Source organism: Pseudomonas sp. HN2-3, assembly GCF_020691745.1.
Lineage (GTDB): Bacteria > Pseudomonadota > Gammaproteobacteria > Pseudomonadales > Pseudomonadaceae > Aquipseudomonas > Aquipseudomonas capeferrum.
The window spans coordinates 1,323,432-1,339,724 of the sequence record NZ_CP085704.1 but is presented as its reverse complement, the minus strand read 5'-3'; the positions used below and the strand labels follow the sequence as shown (position 1 = coordinate 1,339,724).

At 62.6% G+C, this 16,293-nt stretch carries 14 protein-coding genes and 2 tRNA genes; 10 read left to right on the top strand and 6 right to left on the bottom strand.

The features are described 5' to 3' along the window. Positions 1 to 98: 98 nt before the first annotated feature. On the top strand, positions 99 to 875 hold the full coding sequence (gene map / locus LJX93_RS06115; protein ID WP_033700776.1) for a type I methionyl aminopeptidase: 777 nt from the start codon (positions 99 to 101) through the stop codon (positions 873 to 875). Positions 876 to 1,022: 147 nt separating this feature from the next. Here map and LJX93_RS06110 read toward each other — a convergent pair. Continuing rightward, positions 1,023 to 1,099, bottom strand: a tRNA-Asp gene (locus LJX93_RS06110). Between the two features lie 13 nt (positions 1,100 to 1,112). Next, a tRNA-Val gene (locus tag LJX93_RS06105) sits at positions 1,113 to 1,188 on the bottom strand. A gap of 217 nt (positions 1,189 to 1,405) precedes the next feature. Here LJX93_RS06105 and rdgC point away from each other — a divergent pair. The 3 genes from rdgC to sugE all read left to right on the top strand — a co-directional run bounded on the left by rdgC (position 1,406) and on the right by sugE (position 3,908). Beyond that, positions 1,406 to 2,326 carry a recombination-associated protein RdgC gene (gene rdgC, locus LJX93_RS06100; RefSeq protein ID WP_033700777.1) on the top strand — a complete coding sequence of 307 codons (921 nt, stop codon included), beginning with the start codon at positions 1,406 to 1,408 and terminating at the stop codon, positions 2,324 to 2,326. Positions 2,327 to 2,510: 184 nt separating this feature from the next. After that, positions 2,511 to 3,476, top strand: coding sequence for a bile acid:sodium symporter family protein (locus tag LJX93_RS06095; protein WP_033700778.1), 966 nt, complete (start codon positions 2,511 to 2,513; stop codon positions 3,474 to 3,476). Positions 3,477 to 3,590: 114 nt separating this feature from the next. After that, positions 3,591 to 3,908: a quaternary ammonium compound efflux SMR transporter SugE gene (gene sugE / locus LJX93_RS06090; protein ID WP_033700779.1), complete on the top strand. Its 318-nt coding sequence runs from the start codon at positions 3,591 to 3,593 to the stop codon at positions 3,906 to 3,908. 10 nt (positions 3,909 to 3,918) lie between these two features. On the opposite strand, the gene LJX93_RS06085 is transcribed toward sugE, so the two are convergent. Beyond that, positions 3,919 to 5,796 carry an MFS transporter gene (locus LJX93_RS06085; protein ID WP_227696838.1) on the bottom strand — a complete coding sequence of 626 codons (1,878 nt, stop codon included), beginning with the start codon at positions 5,794 to 5,796 and terminating at the stop codon, positions 3,919 to 3,921. Positions 5,797 to 5,939: 143 nt separating this feature from the next. Between LJX93_RS06085 and LJX93_RS06080 the strand changes: the two genes are divergently transcribed. Together LJX93_RS06080 and LJX93_RS06075 are read left to right on the top strand one after the other, a co-directional pair. Further along, positions 5,940 to 6,092, top strand: a complete 153-nt coding sequence (locus tag LJX93_RS06080) for a hypothetical protein (protein ID WP_156056792.1) — start codon at positions 5,940 to 5,942, stop codon at positions 6,090 to 6,092. A gap of 67 nt (positions 6,093 to 6,159) precedes the next feature. Next, entirely contained in the window at positions 6,160 to 9,636 is a 3,477-nt protein-coding gene (locus LJX93_RS06075) for a hybrid sensor histidine kinase/response regulator (protein ID WP_033700781.1), read from the top strand. Here LJX93_RS06075 and rmuC read toward each other — a convergent pair. Together rmuC and LJX93_RS06065 are read right to left on the bottom strand one after the other, a co-directional pair. Next, positions 9,608 to 10,981: a DNA recombination protein RmuC gene (gene rmuC, locus LJX93_RS06070; RefSeq protein WP_162181154.1), complete on the bottom strand. Its 1,374-nt coding sequence runs from the start codon at positions 10,979 to 10,981 to the stop codon at positions 9,608 to 9,610. The two genes, LJX93_RS06075 and rmuC, sit on opposite strands and share 29 nt — an antisense overlap. Before the next feature lie 213 nt (positions 10,982 to 11,194). Then, positions 11,195 to 11,614 (bottom strand): tetratricopeptide repeat protein, encoded by a 420-nt coding sequence (locus LJX93_RS06065; RefSeq protein ID WP_033701508.1) that lies wholly within the window; start codon positions 11,612 to 11,614, stop codon positions 11,195 to 11,197. A gap of 952 nt (positions 11,615 to 12,566) precedes the next feature. On the opposite strand from LJX93_RS06065, the gene LJX93_RS06060 reads away from it, so the two are divergent. From LJX93_RS06060 to LJX93_RS06050, 3 genes are all read left to right on the top strand, one after another. After that, positions 12,567 to 12,791 carry a hypothetical protein gene (locus LJX93_RS06060; protein ID WP_033700783.1) on the top strand — a complete coding sequence of 75 codons (225 nt, stop codon included), beginning with the start codon at positions 12,567 to 12,569 and terminating at the stop codon, positions 12,789 to 12,791. Between the two features lie 249 nt (positions 12,792 to 13,040). Beyond that, a complete protein-coding gene (locus tag LJX93_RS06055; RefSeq protein ID WP_047581696.1) occupies positions 13,041 to 13,523 on the top strand; it encodes a hypothetical protein in 483 nt (160 codons plus the stop codon). Positions 13,524 to 13,669: 146 nt separating this feature from the next. Beyond that, the gene (locus tag LJX93_RS06050) at positions 13,670 to 14,935 is read left to right on the top strand and encodes an OmpP1/FadL family transporter (RefSeq protein ID WP_033700786.1); all 1,266 of its coding nucleotides are present in this window, start codon (positions 13,670 to 13,672) and stop codon (positions 14,933 to 14,935) included. Between the two features lie 41 nt (positions 14,936 to 14,976). Here the strand turns inward: LJX93_RS06050 and LJX93_RS06045 are convergent, their stop codons facing one another. Then, entirely contained in the window at positions 14,977 to 15,906 is a 930-nt protein-coding gene (locus LJX93_RS06045) for a LysR family transcriptional regulator (RefSeq protein ID WP_033700787.1), read from the bottom strand. Positions 15,907 to 16,021: 115 nt separating this feature from the next. Between LJX93_RS06045 and LJX93_RS06040 the strand changes: the two genes are divergently transcribed. Then, complete coding sequence (locus tag LJX93_RS06040) at positions 16,022 to 16,282, top strand: DUF2798 domain-containing protein (RefSeq protein ID WP_227696837.1); 261 nt, start codon at positions 16,022 to 16,024, stop codon at positions 16,280 to 16,282. Positions 16,283 to 16,293: the final 11 nt, after the last annotated feature.

Below are 16,293 nucleotides of genomic sequence, written 5' to 3'. Positions count from 1 at the left end.
CCCGTGCGGGGCCGGTTTGCCGCACCATGCGGTGGCACCGCGAAGGCCCATGGCGCTATGCTGGGGCACATTTTTGCCAGAGTTACTGCCTTCTCCCCATGTCCCAGGTGATCCTCAAAACCCCCGCCCAACTCGACCTGATGCGCAACGCCGGCCGGTTGCTGGCCCAAGTGTTCGCTGAACTCGATGGTTTCATACGCCCCGGCGTGACCACGATGCAGATCAACGACCACGCCGAGCGCTATATCGTCGAAACGCTCAAGGCTCGGCCGGCAAGCAAGGGCCAGTACGGTTTCCCTTACGCCCTGAATACCTCGGTGGACCACGTGGTGTGTCACGGCATGCCGAAGGCGGATGAGGTGCTCAACGAGGGGTCGATCATCAATGTCGACATCACCCTTGAACAAGGCGGCTACATCGCCGATTCGTCGAAAATGTACTGCATTGGCCCGATCAACGACGAGGCACGTCGGCTGGTCGAAACGACCTACGACGCGCTATGGAAAGGCATCGAGCAAGTGCGCCCCGGGGCGACGCTTGGCGACATTGGCCATGCCATCCAGGTACATGCCGAGGCAGCCGGCTTTAGCGTGGTGCGCGAGTATTGCGGCCATGGCATTGGCCAGCAGATGCACGAAGGGCCCGAGGTGCTGCATTTTGGCCAGCGCGGCATGGGCATGAAGCTCAAGCCCGGGATGGTGTTTACCATCGAACCGATGATCAACCAGGGCGGGCGTGGCACTCGGACCTTGAAGGATGGCTGGACGGTGATTACCCGCGACCATGCGCTGTCGGCGCAGTGGGAACATACGGTGGCGGTGACCGAAGCAGGGGTTGAAGTGCTGACGTTGCGCAAGGAAGAACGCATGCGTTGATGCGGCCTTGCACCGCCAACGCCGGCCCGCTACCACAGGGGCCGTGCTGAACCGCAGAACACCTCAAAAAGCAGAAACAAAAAAAGCGACCCTAAGGTCGCTTTTCCTGTAACTTCCGGGTGTTCAGTGGGCCCTGGAAGTTGAATATGGCGCAGCGGACGGGACTCGAACCCGCGACCCCCGGCGTGACAGGCCGGTATTCTAACCGACTGAACTACCGCTGCGCTATACATCGAGTGGTGGGTGATGACGGGATCGAACCGCCGACCCTCTGCTTGTAAGGCAGATGCTCTCCCGGCTGAGCTAATCACCCTTTCGTCTCGGTGTGGCGCGCATTCTACGGATGAGCCCCCACCCTGGCAAGCACTTTTTTCGACTTTTTTAAAAAATTTTTCGAAGCCTTTCAAAGACCTAGCAACGCTGGTCTTTTCTTCTTCTATATATAGGTGCTGGCCCTCTGACAGGGTTGGACGGGAACCACTGCTCGGAGAATAATGCCCGCCTTATGCATTAAGGAGAGATTGCCCCTCATGTGGTTCAAGAACCTGCTGACCTACCGCCTGACCCAGGATGTTCCATTCGACGCCGAAGCGCTGGAAACCGCCCTGGCCAGCAAGCCGGCCCGTCCCTGCGCCAGCCAGGAGCTGAACACCTATGGCTTCGTCGCGCCGTTCGGCAAGGGCGAAGACGCTCCCCTGGTGCACGTCAGCGGCGAGTTCCTGCTGATCGCCGCGCGCAAGGAAGAACGTATCCTTCCAAGCAGCGTGGTCAATGACGCCGTCAAGGAAAAGGTCGAAGAGATCGAGACCGAGCAGATGCGCAAGGTCTACAAGAAGGAACGCGACCAGATCAAGGACGAGATCATCCAGGCCTTCCTGCCGCGTGCCTTCATTCGGCGCTCGATGATCTTCGCCGCCATCGCGCCGCGCCTGGGCATGATCCTGGTCAACTCGGCCAGCGCCAAGCGTGCCGAAGACCTGCTGTCGACCCTGCGTGAAGTGATGGGCTCGCTGCCGGTACGCCCGGCAACCGTGAAGATCGCACCCGTCGCCACCATGACCGACTGGGTCAAGTCGCAGCAAGCCGCCGAAGGCTTCTATGTACTGGACGAGTGTGAGCTGCGCGACACTGCCGAAGATGGTGGCATCGTGCGCTGCAAGCGCCAGGACCTGACCAGCGAAGAAATCCAGCTGCACCTGAGCACCGGCAAGGTGGTCACCCAGCTGGCCCTGGCCTGGCAGGACAAACTGTCGTTCGTGCTGGACGACAAGATGGTCATCAAGCGCCTGAAGTTCGAGGAGCTGCTGCAAGAGCAGGCAGAACAGGATGGCGGCGATGAAGCCCAGCAGCAGTTCGATGCCAGCTTCCTGCTGATGATGATGACCTTTACCGAATTCCTGCCGGTGCTGTTCGAGGCATTGGGTGGGGAGGAGATTCCGCAAGGGGTCTGAGTGGCATGAAATGTCGGGGCTGGGCTGGGACGTATTCTCAGCCAGTACCGGCCTCTTCGCGGGGCGAGCCCGCTCCCACAGGTACCCCGCTTGATCTCAAGCTCATCGGGGTACCTGTGGGAGCGGGCTCGCCCCGCGAAGAGGCCCTCGAAAACTGCATCTCTATAAGTACAAGGACCTGCCCATGCGTGCCCTCGCCGCCCTCAGCCGCTTCGTCGGCAATACCTTTGCCCTCTGGGTGCTGGTATTCGCCGTGCTGGCCTTCCTGCAACCGCAATGGTTCATCGCCCTGAAAGTGGCCATCGTACCGTTGCTGGGCCTGGTGATGTTCGGCATGGGCCTGACCCTCAAGCTCGATGACTTCGCCGCCCTCGCCCGCCAGCCCTGGCGGGTGATGCTGGGGGTGGTGGCGCACTTCGTGATCATGCCAGGCATGGCCTGGCTACTGTGCCAGCTGTTCCACCTGCCGCCCGAGATTGCCGTGGGCGTGATCCTGGTCGGCTGCTGCCCTAGCGGCACGGCTTCGAACGTGATGGTCTGGCTGTCCAAGGGCGACCTGGCGCTGGCGGTGGCGATTGCCGCCGTCACCACCCTGCTCGCCCCGCTGCTGACCCCGGCGTTGATCTGGTTCCTGGCCTCGGCCTGGCTGCCGGTCTCGTTCATGGACATGTTCTGGTCGATCCTGCAGCTGGTCATGCTGCCGATCGTGCTCGGCGTGCTGGCCCAGCGCCTGCTGGGCGCGCGGGTGCAGGCGGCGGTGCAGGTGTTGCCACTGGTGTCGGTGGTGAGCATCGTCATGATCGTCTGTGCGGTGGTGGCGGCCAGCCAGGCGAAAATCGCCGAGTCGGGCCTGCTGATCATGGCCGTGGTGATGCTGCACAACAGCTTCGGCTACCTGCTGGGTTACCTCACCGGCAAGCTCTGCAAACTGCCACTGGCCCAGCGCAAGTCGCTGGCACTGGAGGTGGGCATGCAGAACTCAGGGTTGGGGGCAGCCTTGGCGGCGGCGCATTTCTCGCCATTGGCGGCGGTGCCGAGCGCGCTGTTCAGCGTTTGGCACAATATTTCGGGGGCGCTGCTGTCGACCTGGTTCCGCCGTATGGAAGCGCCTTTGCCGGTAGATGAACGTGGCGAACCTGCCAGGCACTGACTTGCCCAGCCATCAGAAAATGTGCACCCTATTGCCCACTGTGGGGACGGCCTCACGACGCACCGCGTGACCATTCCGGGGACGGCCCCATCGTTGGCAACAATGGAGGCACCTATGTCCTGGATCATCCTGTTTTTCGCCGGCCTGTTCGAAGTCGGCTGGGCGGTAGGCCTGAAGTACACCGACGGCTTCAGCCGCCCGCTCCCCACCGTGCTTACCGTCGGCGCCATGGTCATCAGCCTGGGCTTGCTGGGCCTGGCCATGAAAGAACTGCCGCTGGGTACCGCCTACGCCATCTGGACCGGCGTTGGCGCCGTGGGCACGGTGATCGCCGGGATCATCCTGTTCGGCGAGTCCATGGCCCTGGTACGGCTGGTCAGTGTGGCGCTGATCATCTGTGGCCTGATCGGCCTGAAAGTCAGCGCCAGCTGACCACGCCCGTTTAACGCAGGTCGCCGCGCAAGCGGCTGACCTGCTCGCGCAACAACTCAGGCTGCGCTGCTTCCACCGGGACTGCGGCGCCGGCCACGATGGTCACCCGCGACCACAAGCGCTTGAAAAACCCCTTGCCCGGATCACGGCTGAAAAAGCTGCCCCACAGCCCCTGCAACGCCAGGGGAATCACCGGCACCGGGGTTTCACCGAGAATCCGGCTGACCCCACCCTTGAACGCATCGATCTCGCCGTCGCCGGTCAACTTGCCCTCCGGGAAGATGCACACCAGCTCACCCGCCGCCAGGTATTCGGCGATGCGCGCAAAGGCGCGCTCGTACGTGCCCTCATCCTCGCTGCGCCCGGCAATCGGGATGGCGCCTGCGGTGCGAAACACGAAGTTGAGCACCGGCAGGTTGTAGATTTTGTAGTACATGACGAAGCGGATCGGCCGGCGGATCGCGCCGCCGAGCAGCAGGGCGTCGACGAACGAGACATGGTTGCACACCAGCAGCGCCGCACCTTCGTCGGGGATGCGTTCGAGGTCGCGGTGCTCCACGCGGTACATCGAGTGGCTGAGCAGCCAGATCAAAAAGCGCATGGTGAACTCGGGCACGATGCTGAAGATGTAGGCGTTGACCGCGATATTGAGCAACGACACCACCAGGAACAGCTGCGGGATGCTCAGCTCGGCCAGCCCCAGCAGCACGATGGTGAGCACCGCCGACACCACCATGAACAAGGCATTGAGGATGTTGTTGGCAGCGATTACCCGGGCCCGCTGGTCCTCGGCCGTGCGCGCCTGGATCAGCGCATACAGCGGCACGATGTAGAAGCCGCCGAACACCCCGAGCCCCACGATCGACAACAGAATCCACCAGGCCTGGCTCATGCCCAGCAGCGCCAGCCAGTCGTGCGGCACAGGCGCAGCCGGCACATCGCCGGAATGCCACCACCAGAGCAGGCCGAACAGGGTCAGGCCAAACGAGCCGAACGGCACCAGGCCGATCTCCACCTTGCGCCCGCTCAGCCGCTCGCACAGCAGCGAACCCAGAGCAATGCCCACCGAGAACAGGGTCAGCACCAGAGTGACCACCGTGCCGTCGCCGTGCAGCCAGTCCTTGGCGTACGCCGGGATCTGGGTCAGGTAGATGGCGCCGACGAACCAGAACCAGGAGTTGCCGACGATCGAGCGCGACACCGCAGGCGTCTGCCCCAGGCCCATGCGCAGGATCACCCAAGACTGCTTGAAGATGTTCCAGTCCAGTTGCATCTGCGGCGACACGGCGGCGGCCCGTGGGATCCAGCGGCTGGCCAGGTAGCCCAGCACGGCCGTGCCGACCACGCCACCCGCCACCACCGTGGCATAGCTGCCCGACGACATCATCACACCCGCGCCGATGGTGCCGGCCAGGATGGCCAGGAAGGTGCCCATCTCCACCAGCCCGTTACCGCCCACCAGCTCTTCTTCACGCAGGGCCTGGGGCAAGATCGAGTACTTCACCGGCCCGAACAGCGCCGAATGGGTGCCCATGCCAAACAGGGCTACCAGCATCAGCGCCAGGTGGTTGGTGATAAAACCCAGCGCGCCAATGGCCATGATGCCGATCTCGGCCAGCTTGATCGCACGGATCAGCGCGTCCTTGGCGAACTTCTCGCCAAACTGCCCACCCAGTGCCGAGAACAGAAAGAACGGCAGGATGAACAGCAAGGCGCACAGGTTGACCCAGATCGAACGGTCACCGTCGCCCAGGCTGAGCTTGAACAGGATCGCCAGGATCAGCGACTGCTTGAACAGGTTGTCGTTGAACGCACCCAGCGACTGGGTGATGAAAAACGGCAAGAAGCGCCGCTTGCCGAGCAAGGTGAATTGCGAGGGAAGACTCATCGTCCTTGTTCCTGAGGGGCTTTTAGCGTTGGAGGCGCGCCGGGCGCGGAAAGCCACAAATCTGCAGGGTAAAAGCTGCTGCTGGCAAGCCCTCTGCTGCCTTATGCTGATACCCGGCAAACCCGCACGACAAGGAGATGGCAATGCTCGCCGCCGTCAAGCACTACCCAGCGGCCGTACGCCGTGATACTGGCGGCAGTGTTCTACTGGATGGGCACCCGCAGGCATTGATGTTGGCGCTGCCGCTTGAGCAACGCCCTGCGACGACTCGCCACTGCGACCATCGTCTGCGCTGACGAACCGCCGCCTGCGTGCCAGACTGGTTGATCGGGACCGCGTTATCTTTTTTGCTCCGGAGTTTTCATGTCGTTGTCCAGCGGGCTGATCGCCGTGGTCGCCCTGGCCTATATGGCCATCATGTTCGCCATCGCCTTTTACGGCGACCGCCGCAGCACACCGTTGCCGCCGAAGCTGCGTGCCTGGGTGTACAGCCTGTCGCTGGCCGTGTACTGCACCAGCTGGACCTTCTTTGGCGCGGTCGGCCAGGCCGCCGAACAGCTTTGGGCATTTCTGCCGATCTACCTGGGCCCAGTGCTGCTGATGATCTTCGCACCCTGGGTACTGCAGAAGATGGTGCTGATCAGCAAGCAGCAGAACATCACCTCGATCGCCGACTTCATCGCCGCGCGCTACGGCAAATCGCAGACCCTGGCGGTGGTGGTGGCGCTGATCTGCCTGGTCGGCGTGCTGCCCTATATCGCCTTGCAGCTCAAAGGCATCGTGCTGGGCGTCAACCTGCTGATCGGTGCCAATGCCGATGCCACAGGCACCCGGGTGCAAGACACCGCACTGGTGGTGTCGCTGGTGCTGGCGCTGTTCGCCATCGTGTTCGGCACGCGCAGCCTGGATGTGACCGAGCACCACCGCGGCATGGTGCTGGCGATCGCCTTCGAGTCGCTGATCAAGCTGCTGGCCTTTCTCGCCGTGGGCATCTTCGTGGTGTTCAACCTGTACGACGGCTTCGACGACCTGTTCAGCCAGGCACGCCAGTCGATCCAGCTGGAAAGCTATTGGCAGGAGACCATCAACTGGCCCTCGATGGTGGTGCAGACCGCAGTGGCCATGATGGCGATCATCTGCCTGCCGCGGCAGTTCCATGTCACCGTGGTGGAGAACATCGAACCGCAGGACATGCGCCTGGCCCGCTGGGTGTTCCCGATGTACCTGGCCCTGGCCGCGCTGTTCGTGGTGCCGATCGCCCTGGCCGGGCAGATGCTGTTGCCCGGTACGGTGATGTCCGACTCGTTCGTGATCAGCCTGCCCCTGGCCGAAGCCCACCCGAGCCTGGCCCTGCTGGCCTTCATCGGCGGTGCCTCGGCCGCCACCGGCATGGTCATCGTCGAGGCCGTGGCCCTGTCGACCATGGTTTCCAACGACATGCTGCTGCCCTGGCTGCTGCGCCGCAATAATGCCGAGCGGCCATTCGAAGCCTTCCGCCACTGGATGCTCTCGGTACGCCGGGTGACCATCGTGGTCATCCTGCTGCTGGCGTATGTCAGCTACCGCCTGCTGGGCTCCACCGCAAGCCTGGCGACCATCGGCCAGATCGCCTTCGCCGCGGTGACCCAGCTCACCCCGGCCATGCTCGGCGCGCTGTACTGGAAGCAGGCCAACCGGCGCGGCGTGTTCGCAGGCCTGGCCGCCGGCATCTTCCTGTGGTTCTACACCCTGGTGCTGCCCATTGCCGCCCACAGCGTGGGCTGGTCGCTGGCGCTGTTCCCGGGCCTGGCGTGGCTGCATGGCAACCCGCTGAACCTGCCGATCAGCCCGCTGACCCAGGGCGTGGTGCTGTCGCTGGCGGGTAACTTCACGCTGTTCGCCTGGGTTTCGGTGCTGTCGCGCACGCGGGTGTCGGAACACTGGCAGGCCGGGCGCTTCATCGGCCAGCAGACCAGCGCCCGGCCCAGCAGCAAACCGCTGCTGGCCGTGCAGATCGACGACTTGCTGACCCTGGCCTCGCGCTTCGTCGGCGAAGAACGTGCCCGGCAGAGCTTCATCCGCTTCGCCTACCGCCAGGGCAAAGGCTTCAACCCCAACCAGAACGCCGACGGCGACTGGATCGAACACACCGAACGCCTGCTCGCCGGCGTGCTTGGCACCTCGTCGACCCGCGCCGTGGTCAAGGCCGCCATCGAAGGCCGCGACATGCAGCTCGAAGACGTGGTGCGCATCGCCGACGAAGCCAGCGAGGTGCTGCAGTTCAACCGCGCGCTGCTGCAAGGCGCTATCGAAAACATCAACCAGGGCATCAGCGTGGTCGACCAGAACCTGCACTTGGTGGCCTGGAACCGCCGTTACCTGGAACTCTTCAACTACCCTGACGGGCTGATCAGCGTGGGCCGGCCGATTGCCGACATCATCCGCTACAACGCCGAGCGCGGCCTGTGCGGCCCAGGCGAGGCGCAGGTGCACGTGGCCCGGCGCCTGCACTGGATGCGCCAGGGTCGCGCGCATTCTTCCGAACGGTTGTTCCCCAACGGCCGGGTCATCGAACTGATCGGCAACCCGATGCCCGGCGGCGGCTTTGTCATGAGCTTCACCGACATCACCCCGTTCCGCGAAGCCGAACAGGCGCTTCGCGATGCCAACGAGGGCCTGGAGCAACGGGTGGCGGAACGCACCCATGAGCTGTCGCAGCTCAACCAGGCGTTGTCCGAAGCCAAGAGCCAGGCCGAAGCCGTGAGCAAGTCCAAGACCCGCTTCCTGGCCGCGGTCAGCCACGACCTGATGCAACCGCTGAACGCCGCGCGGCTGTTCTCGGCCGCCCTGTCGCAGCAGGCCGAAGGCATGAATGACGAGGCCCAGCAACTGGTGCAGCACATGGACAGCTCGCTACGCTCGGCCGAAGAACTGATCAGTGACCTGCTGGACATCTCGCGCCTGGAGAACGGCAAGATCACCCCGGACGCCAAGCCGTTCGCCCTCAATGAGCTGTTCGACACCCTGGGCGCCGAGTTCAAGGTACTGGCCGCCGAAAAAGGGTTGGAGTTCCGCCTGCGCGGCAGCCGCCTGCGGGTCGACAGCGACATCAAACTGCTGCGCCGGGTGCTGCAGAACTTCCTGACCAACGCCCTGCGCTATGGCAAAAGCCCGATTCTGCTCGGTGCCCGTCGCCAGGGTGAGCGCCTGTGGCTGGAAGTCTGGGATCGTGGCCCCGGCATCGCCGACAACAAGCTGCAGGAGATTTTCCAGGAATTCAAACGCCTGGACAGCCACCAGACCCGCGCCGAGAAAGGCCTGGGCCTGGGCCTGGCGATCGCCGATGGCCTGTGCCGGGTGCTCGGCCATTCGCTCGAAGTGCGCTCGTGGCCCGGCAAAGGCACGGTGTTCCGCGTCAGCGTGCCGATTGCCCGCCAGGCTGCACCCGCACCGAGTGCGCCGGTGGAACAGTCTGGCCAGCCGCTGGCCGGGCTGAACGTGCTGTGCATCGACAATGAAGACAGCATCCTGATCGGCATGAACAGCCTGCTCAGCCGTTGGGGCTGCCAGGTCTGGACCGCGCGCAACCGCGCCGAATGCGAGGCTTTGCTGACCAAGGGCATGCGCCCGCACCTGGCCCTGGTGGACTACCACCTGGACGACGGCGAGACCGGCACCGAACTGATGGGCTGGCTACGCGCACGGCTGGGCGAGCCGGTGCCTGGGGTGGTGATCAGCGCCGACGGCAGTAAAGAGACCATCGCCCTGGTGCACGCGTCAGGCCTGGATTACCTGGCCAAGCCGGTCAAGCCGGCCGCCTTGCGCGCCCTGCTCAATCGGCATCTGAGCCTGGTTCAGTAAGCGCTTCGCCCGCCGGGGTTTCATCAGACAGCGCCCGTTCCAGCAGGTCTGCCGGCAGGCTCTTGCTGGCACGGGCGCCAAGCAACTTCAGCTGCTCGGAGCGGCTGACCAGGTTGCCACGCCCCTCGCACAGTTTGTTGCGCGCTGCGGCATAGGCCTTGTCTACCTGCTGCAAGCGGCTGCCCAGTTCGTCCAGGTCCTGGATGAACAGCACGAACTTGTCGTACAGCCAACCGGCGCGCTCGGCAATCTCGCGGGCGTTCTGGCCTTGGCGTTCCTGCTTCCACAGGCTGTCGATCACCCGCAGGGTGGCAAGCAGCGTGGTCGGGCTGACAATCACGATGTGCCGGTCGAAGGCTTCCTGGAACAGGTTGGGCTCGGCCTGCAGGGCTGCCGAGAAGGCGGCCTCAATGGGCACGAACAGCAGCACGAAATCCAGGCTGTGCAAGCCTTCGAGGCGGCTATAGTCCTTGCTCGAAAGGCCTTTGACGTGGCTGCGCAACGACTGCACGTGCTGCTTGAGCGCGGCCTCGTCATTGCTGCCGACGAACTGCTGGTACGCCGTGAGGCTGACCTTGGCGTCCACCACCACCTGCTTGTCGCCAGGCAACATGATCAGCACATCGGGCTGGAAACGTTCGCCATCGGCGCTCTTGAGGCTGACCTGGGTCTGGTATTCGCGGCCCTTCTCAAGGCCGGCGTGCTCCAGTACCCGCTCAAGGATCATCTCGCCCCAGTTGCCCTGGGTTTTCTGGCCTTTCAGGGCCTGGGTGAGGTTGGTGGCTTCATCGGACAGGCGCTGGTTGAGCTGCTGCAAGCGCTCCAACTCTTTGCCCAGCGAGAAACGCTCGCGTGCTTCCTGCTGGTAGCTTTCCTCGACGCGCTTCTCAAAGGCCTGGATACGCTCCTTGAGCGGGTCGAGCATTTGCCCCAGGTGCTGCTGGCTGGTCTGGGCAAAGCGTTGCTCGCGCTCGTCGAAGATTTTCGTGGCCAGGTCGGAGAACTGCGCGCGCAGGGTGTCGCGGGCCTCTTGCAGGTCTTCGAGACGCTGTTGGTGGCTCTCCTGCTGCTCGCGCAGTTCGGCGTCCAGCCGTGCGGTCTGGGCTTCCAGGCGCCGTAGCTCGGCTTCACGGTTGGCGCGTTCAAGGCTCCAGGCGTGGGCGGCATCGCGGGCGTTGTCGCGGTCGATCTGCAACAGTTCCAGTTCACGGCCCTGGGCTGCCAGCTGGGCTTGCTTGACGGTGTTGGCTTCGCTGAGGTCGCTGATCTCGTCGCGACCGGCCTCCAGTTGCGCCTGCAGCCCGGCCAGGGACAGTTGGGCGGCGTTGAGGCGCTCTTCGAGCAGGGCCTGTTCACCCTGCCGGGCCCCCTGGCGACGCTGCACCTGCATGAGCCAACCCAGGCAGGGCACTGCACCTACCACCAAGCCCAGCAGAATGCTGGCCAGATCCACTGTCATGGTTACCCCGATCGAACCTTGATGAATGCTGCGCAGCTTATCAGCCTGGGAGGCAGGTTGCCTGCGCCCGCATAAGGGCCGCTAGTAGCCAAGCAGCGCTCAGCCTGAAAACCACTGCCCCAGCAGCCGCCGCGCTTCCTGCGAGCCCTGCGCGGCCGCCAGTTCCAGCCAGTAGCGGGCCTGCTCAGGCGCGTTGGCCTGGCATAACCTTGCATACTCCAGCTGCGCCCGCCGATCACCGGCACGGGCAGCCTGGCGCAGCAGTTCGTGGCCGATGCGCCGGTCCCGGGCGTTGCCACAATCACGGCACAGCATCTGCCCCAATCGGCTCTGGGCCACCACCACGCCTTGGCGGGCCGGCTGTTTCAGCAGGCGACCAGCCAGGTGCTTGACCTGAGGCTTGTCACCCAGGCGCGGGCTGTCGAGCAGCCACAGGGCCACTTTCAGGGAAAAGCGTTTGGGTGGGGGCACTGACGACGCATCAGCCGGGTTGGCGAGGTGTTTACTGCGAAACTTCATGAGCAACAGGAAAGGTAACTCGAAAGGCGCGCCACTCTACTCCATTTTTCCTGGCGTGGCCTGTCGATTTATGGAGGATTGAAAAATAATTTCGATGATCTTTTCTTGACGTTTTCAAGTGGATGACCAACCGGTCTACGGGCGCCCGAAGATTGTCAGACAGTTCCCTGGTTTGCTGGCACGCCCGTCCTAGAGCAAGCGCTCGGGACAATCCACAGTTCCTGTGGATAACTCGGTGGACAACCCCCTTCGGTGGCCCCAAAACCCCCGTGAATTGGGGGCTCCAGTCAAACTGACGATTTTTTCACCAGCAAAAATTAGTGTTTTTTTTCATTGACTTAGCCCCCCAGTCAAGTCATTGGCGAGGCTCTCGGCGCCTGTTGCCGCCGTGTTACAGCTTGCGCGCCAAATGTGCACAAGTGCACCACAAGCCCTCATTCGAGTGCACAAAATGAGTACATCCACGGCAATGCCAGCCATTTGCCCCTCTTCCCAGCCTGCGAAAGAAGCGCCATACTGCTCGGCTAGCCTGCACCCTTGCAGAAACATTTGCCAAACCGTTCTATTCTCGGTAAGGTGTGCCTCGTTAGTACCAAGCTGAAAGTCAATTGGCCTTAAGCGTCCTTGCAGAATCGCTCCCCCAACAGCGAAGCCTGCTGAAACCAGGACCGGCCCACTCGATGATTCCTTCGCCAGCCATACGCTGCCCAAGCTCGAATCACCTAGCAGATTGATCAGGATCCCACCCCGATGGCCTAGAACCTTGGCCCCGGTGTGCTGCCTGCCCTCTGAAGTACCTACCAGTCAGCCCAAGCGCCCACTATTTGATTGCGCTCCCTCTGGCTGCTTTGTTCCAGTCAGGTTCGTTCGTCCCTTAATAAAGGCGTCACTGGAACGTTTCTATCATGCACGGATCATATCCTCCGTGTTTAAAGCAGGAACCTCCAATAATATGCAAACTCATCCTCACATTCAGGCTGCCATTGGCACCCTCTCCCAGGCCTTCTCGCCGTTGAAGTGCCTTATCGTTGCCCCTCGCAAGGGCAGCTTCAGCTTTACCCTGGTGGACGAACACGGCGTCGCCTGCCACACCGAACGCCTGTACGCCGATCAGTACAGCCGCAAGGAACCCCTGCAGGCGGTAATCGCCCGGACGCGTCAGTCGCTCACTGCGTGAGCGGCGAATACCTCGGTATTCAAGCGCTGAATCGCTGTTTCGACACCCTGCCCGATCGTTCTTGGCGTAATTGCCGCACGGCATATAGCCAAGGACGTCAGGCAGCAATCGATTTAAAAACAGCTCTTTACACCACGATTATCACACTACACTTCAACTCGAGCGGTGCTAACCGCTTCCGGCGGGCCTGATCATTCACCAGCTGCCAAGCTCCAGCGCCCGTCCGGCCCTTACTTGCTCGAGGGCATTATGGGTATCGCTGCGAATGAATTGTGTCTGTATGTGATCCGGCCAACCCTGGTCTACCTGAACCGTCACTGCCCTAGCGCCGAAGCGTTGTTACTGGGCATTGCCGCCAGCCAGTCGGCACTCGGCTCAGCCTTGCACGACCGACGTGGCCATGGCCTCTACCGCATCGGCGAAACCCGCCACCAGGCGCTCTGGGACGAGTATCTCGCCCGCGATCCGGACCTCGCCAGCCTGGTCCGTGGCCTGGCCAGCCAACACGCCTTTCTCGGCGGCCCCCACCTGGAACTCACGGTAAACCTGCGCTACTCCACCGCCATTGCCTGGATGCTTGTCGAAGCCCAAGCCACGGCGCTGCCGGCGGCTGACGACCTGCTGGGCCTGGCGCGTATCTGGCGGCAGGTTTTCCACCCCCAGGGTCGCCTGCGCGACTTCACTCAAGCCTGGCACACCTGCATAGATCAGAGATTGCCTCAGGCATCTTAGGAAACGCCCTACAGCATTACTGGAAAAAATGGAATTTTGGTCGGATTGTCCTACAAAACCGCTCTATCTCCTGTGATTGAGGCTATAGCGCGGCGCGCGATTTGTTGGTAGCTTTTCGCCCCGGAGATCCCAAGGAGTTTCTAATAATGAAAAAAGTAATGCTCAAAACCTCCCTCGGCGTAGCCGTTGCGCTTGCTTCTAGCCAACTGCTCGCCAGCGGCTTCGCCCTGAACGAACAGAGCATCAGCAGCATGGGGACAGGTTTCGCGGGACGTTCTTCTTCTGCCGATGATGCCAGCACCGTGTTTGGCAACCCGGCCGGCATGTCCCGCCTCAAACGCGAACAGATCACCGTGGGCGGCGCCGCCGTCATCGCCAAGTCCGATATCTCGGGCCGTGGCAGTAACCTCGGGGGGGAAACCGACGGTGACATGGTGCCGCTGGTCGGCGTACCGATGGGGTACTACGTCAAGCCGATCGATGATCACTGGAGCGTCGGTTTCGGCGTGTACGTGCCCTTCGGCCTGGTGACCGACTACGGCAGCGACGATGCCGCCCGCTACTGGGGCAAAAAGAGCCACGTCGAGGTCGTGACCTTCCAGCCAACCATCAGCTACGCCTTCAACGACAAGGTCTCGATCGGTTTCGGCCCAACCATCAACCGCATCAAGGGTGAACTGGGTTCGAGCCTGATCAACCCGTTCACCCCTGGCCGCAACGATGGCGAAGTGAAGATCAAGGGCGACGACACCGCCGTGGGTTACAACATCGGTATCCTGGTCCAGGCCACCGACAGCACCCGCATCGGCCTGACCTACCACTCGATGGTCGACTACAAGCTCGAAGGCAAGACCCGCGTCAGCACCCCGCTGATCGGGCCGTTCAACGGTAACAAGTTCGACGCCACCCTGAAGATCAAGACGCCAGAGTCCGTCGACCTTTCGGTCACCCACGAACTCGACGACCAGTGGACCCTGTACGCAGGCAGCACCTGGACCCGCTGGAGCCGCCTGAAAGACATCACCGTGCAAAACGATGTGCCAGCGCCGCTGGCCGGTTCCGCGTTCCAGACCATCACCGAAGAGCAGAACTGGCACGACACCTGGGCACACGCCATCGGCGCGTCCTACAAGGTCAACAAGGAGTGGGTGCTGCGTACCGGCTTCACCGTCGACCAGTCGCCAACCAACAACCACGACCGCTCACCGCGCATCCCGACTGGCGATCGCAAGGTGTTCAGCCTGGGTGCGGGTTGGAGCCCGAACGAAGACATGACCATCGACGTGGCCTACTCCTACCTGTGGGAGGAAGACACCAAGGTCAACCAGGTCAGCGCGACCAAAGGCAGCTACCAGGCCAAGTACGAGAACAGCGCTCACGGCGTCGGTGCCTCCCTTACCTACCGCTTCTGAGTCATCCCGCGCATGGAGAAACCGCCCTTGTGGCGGTTTTTTCATGCCTGGACCTGCCAGCTGTCACCCAGGCATTCGCGCAGGTAGTCCGTGAAGGCACGTACCTTGGCGGTCATGGCGAAACGATCAGCCAGGCACAGGTAGATATCCATCGGCTCGGTCTGGGCATAGGCCTGGCCGCTGTCGCTGTATTCGAACAAAGGCACCAGTTCGCCCGTGGCCAGGTAAGGCTGAACGATGAAGGCTGCCAGCCGGGTGATCCCGCCGTCGTGAAGCGCCATCTGGGTCAGGGCATCGATATCGTCGCTGATCAGCACGGTGCCAAACTCCGCCTCGAAACGCATGCCGTCGCGCATGAAGCCCCACCGCAGGAAGCGGCCATCCACCGGGTAACGGAACACCAGGCAGCGGTGCTCGCGCAGGGCTTCGGGCGTGGCAGGTACACCGGCGCTGGCCAAGTAACCGGGCGAGGCGCAGCAAATGAAGGGGATACGCGCGATGTGCCTGGCCAGCAGTTGGTCTTCCAATTGCGGGGCGATGCGCAGGCTGACATCCACATCTTCGCGCGCATGGTTGACCCGCCGATCAGTCGTTACCAACTCTATCGAAAGCTGCGGATAACGGGCACTGAATGCTGGGATCAACGGCGCCAGCACATGGCGACCGAAGGCCGAGGTCGACGCAATGCACAGCCGGCCCTGGGGCTCACTGTCGGGCGTGGTGACGGCCAGCTCGGCCTGGGCCAGATCACGCTCTACCTGCCTGACCCGCTCGTAATAGAGCGTACCCGCCGGCGTCAGCGCCATGCTGCGCGTGGTACGGCTGAGCAAGCGTACCTGCAGATGCGCTTCAAGCCGTGCCAGGTTCTGGCTCACTGCCGCCGGGCTTAGCCCCAGGTTGCGTGCACCTGCAGCGATGCTACCGGCTTCGACCACCTTGATGAAGCTGCGAATGGCATTGAGCAGGTCCATGTTGCGCCCTTTGGATTCGTAAGAATCTCTTTATAAAGAACTCAACCACGGTGGTCTACAAGCCCTGCAGAGGTGATTGCTAACCTGCGCCCTCACTTACTGTTCTGGAGTTCGCATGAACGACCTGCCCCCGACACGCAGCCGGCGCAAACTGCGCCCCAGCGCCACACCCTACGTTTTCGCGTTCTACATGTCATCGATCATGGCGCTGTTGATGTGCTTTGTGATCACGGCCGCCAATGCTGGGGTGAATCCGCAGTACCTGGGCAATGTGCTGAAGGCTTACCAACTGGCCATGCCGGTGGCGTTTGTCTGCGTGTTGATGGTCAGGCCGCTGGTGGTGCGGCTGGTGGCGATCACTGTTCACCCTCATTGAATCGAAGGAAA

Bases quoted from the DNA above. Each gene is read 5' to 3' on its own strand.
- LJX93_RS06040 (WP_227696837.1), top strand. From the start codon at position 16,022: ATGAACGACCTGCCCCCGACACGCAGCCGGCGCAAACTGCGCCCCAGC.
- rdgC (WP_033700777.1), top strand. From the start codon at position 1,406: ATGTGGTTCAAGAACCTGCTGACCTACCGCCTGACCCAGGATGTTCCA.
- LJX93_RS06055 (WP_047581696.1), top strand. From the start codon at position 13,041: ATGGGTATCGCTGCGAATGAATTGTGTCTGTATGTGATCCGGCCAACC.
- LJX93_RS06045 (WP_033700787.1), bottom strand. From the start codon at position 15,906: ATGGACCTGCTCAATGCCATTCGCAGCTTCATCAAGGTGGTCGAAGCC.
- LJX93_RS06080 (WP_156056792.1), top strand. From the start codon at position 5,940: ATGCTCGCCGCCGTCAAGCACTACCCAGCGGCCGTACGCCGTGATACT.
- LJX93_RS06085 (WP_227696838.1), bottom strand. From the start codon at position 5,796: ATGAGTCTTCCCTCGCAATTCACCTTGCTCGGCAAGCGGCGCTTCTTG.
- map (WP_033700776.1), top strand. From the start codon at position 99: ATGTCCCAGGTGATCCTCAAAACCCCCGCCCAACTCGACCTGATGCGC.
- LJX93_RS06095 (WP_033700778.1), top strand. From the start codon at position 2,511: ATGCGTGCCCTCGCCGCCCTCAGCCGCTTCGTCGGCAATACCTTTGCC.
- sugE (WP_033700779.1), top strand. From the start codon at position 3,591: ATGTCCTGGATCATCCTGTTTTTCGCCGGCCTGTTCGAAGTCGGCTGG.
- LJX93_RS06065 (WP_033701508.1), bottom strand. From the start codon at position 11,614: ATGAAGTTTCGCAGTAAACACCTCGCCAACCCGGCTGATGCGTCGTCA.
- LJX93_RS06060 (WP_033700783.1), top strand. From the start codon at position 12,567: ATGCAAACTCATCCTCACATTCAGGCTGCCATTGGCACCCTCTCCCAG.
- LJX93_RS06050 (WP_033700786.1), top strand. From the start codon at position 13,670: ATGAAAAAAGTAATGCTCAAAACCTCCCTCGGCGTAGCCGTTGCGCTT.
- LJX93_RS06075 (WP_033700781.1), top strand. From the start codon at position 6,160: ATGTCGTTGTCCAGCGGGCTGATCGCCGTGGTCGCCCTGGCCTATATG.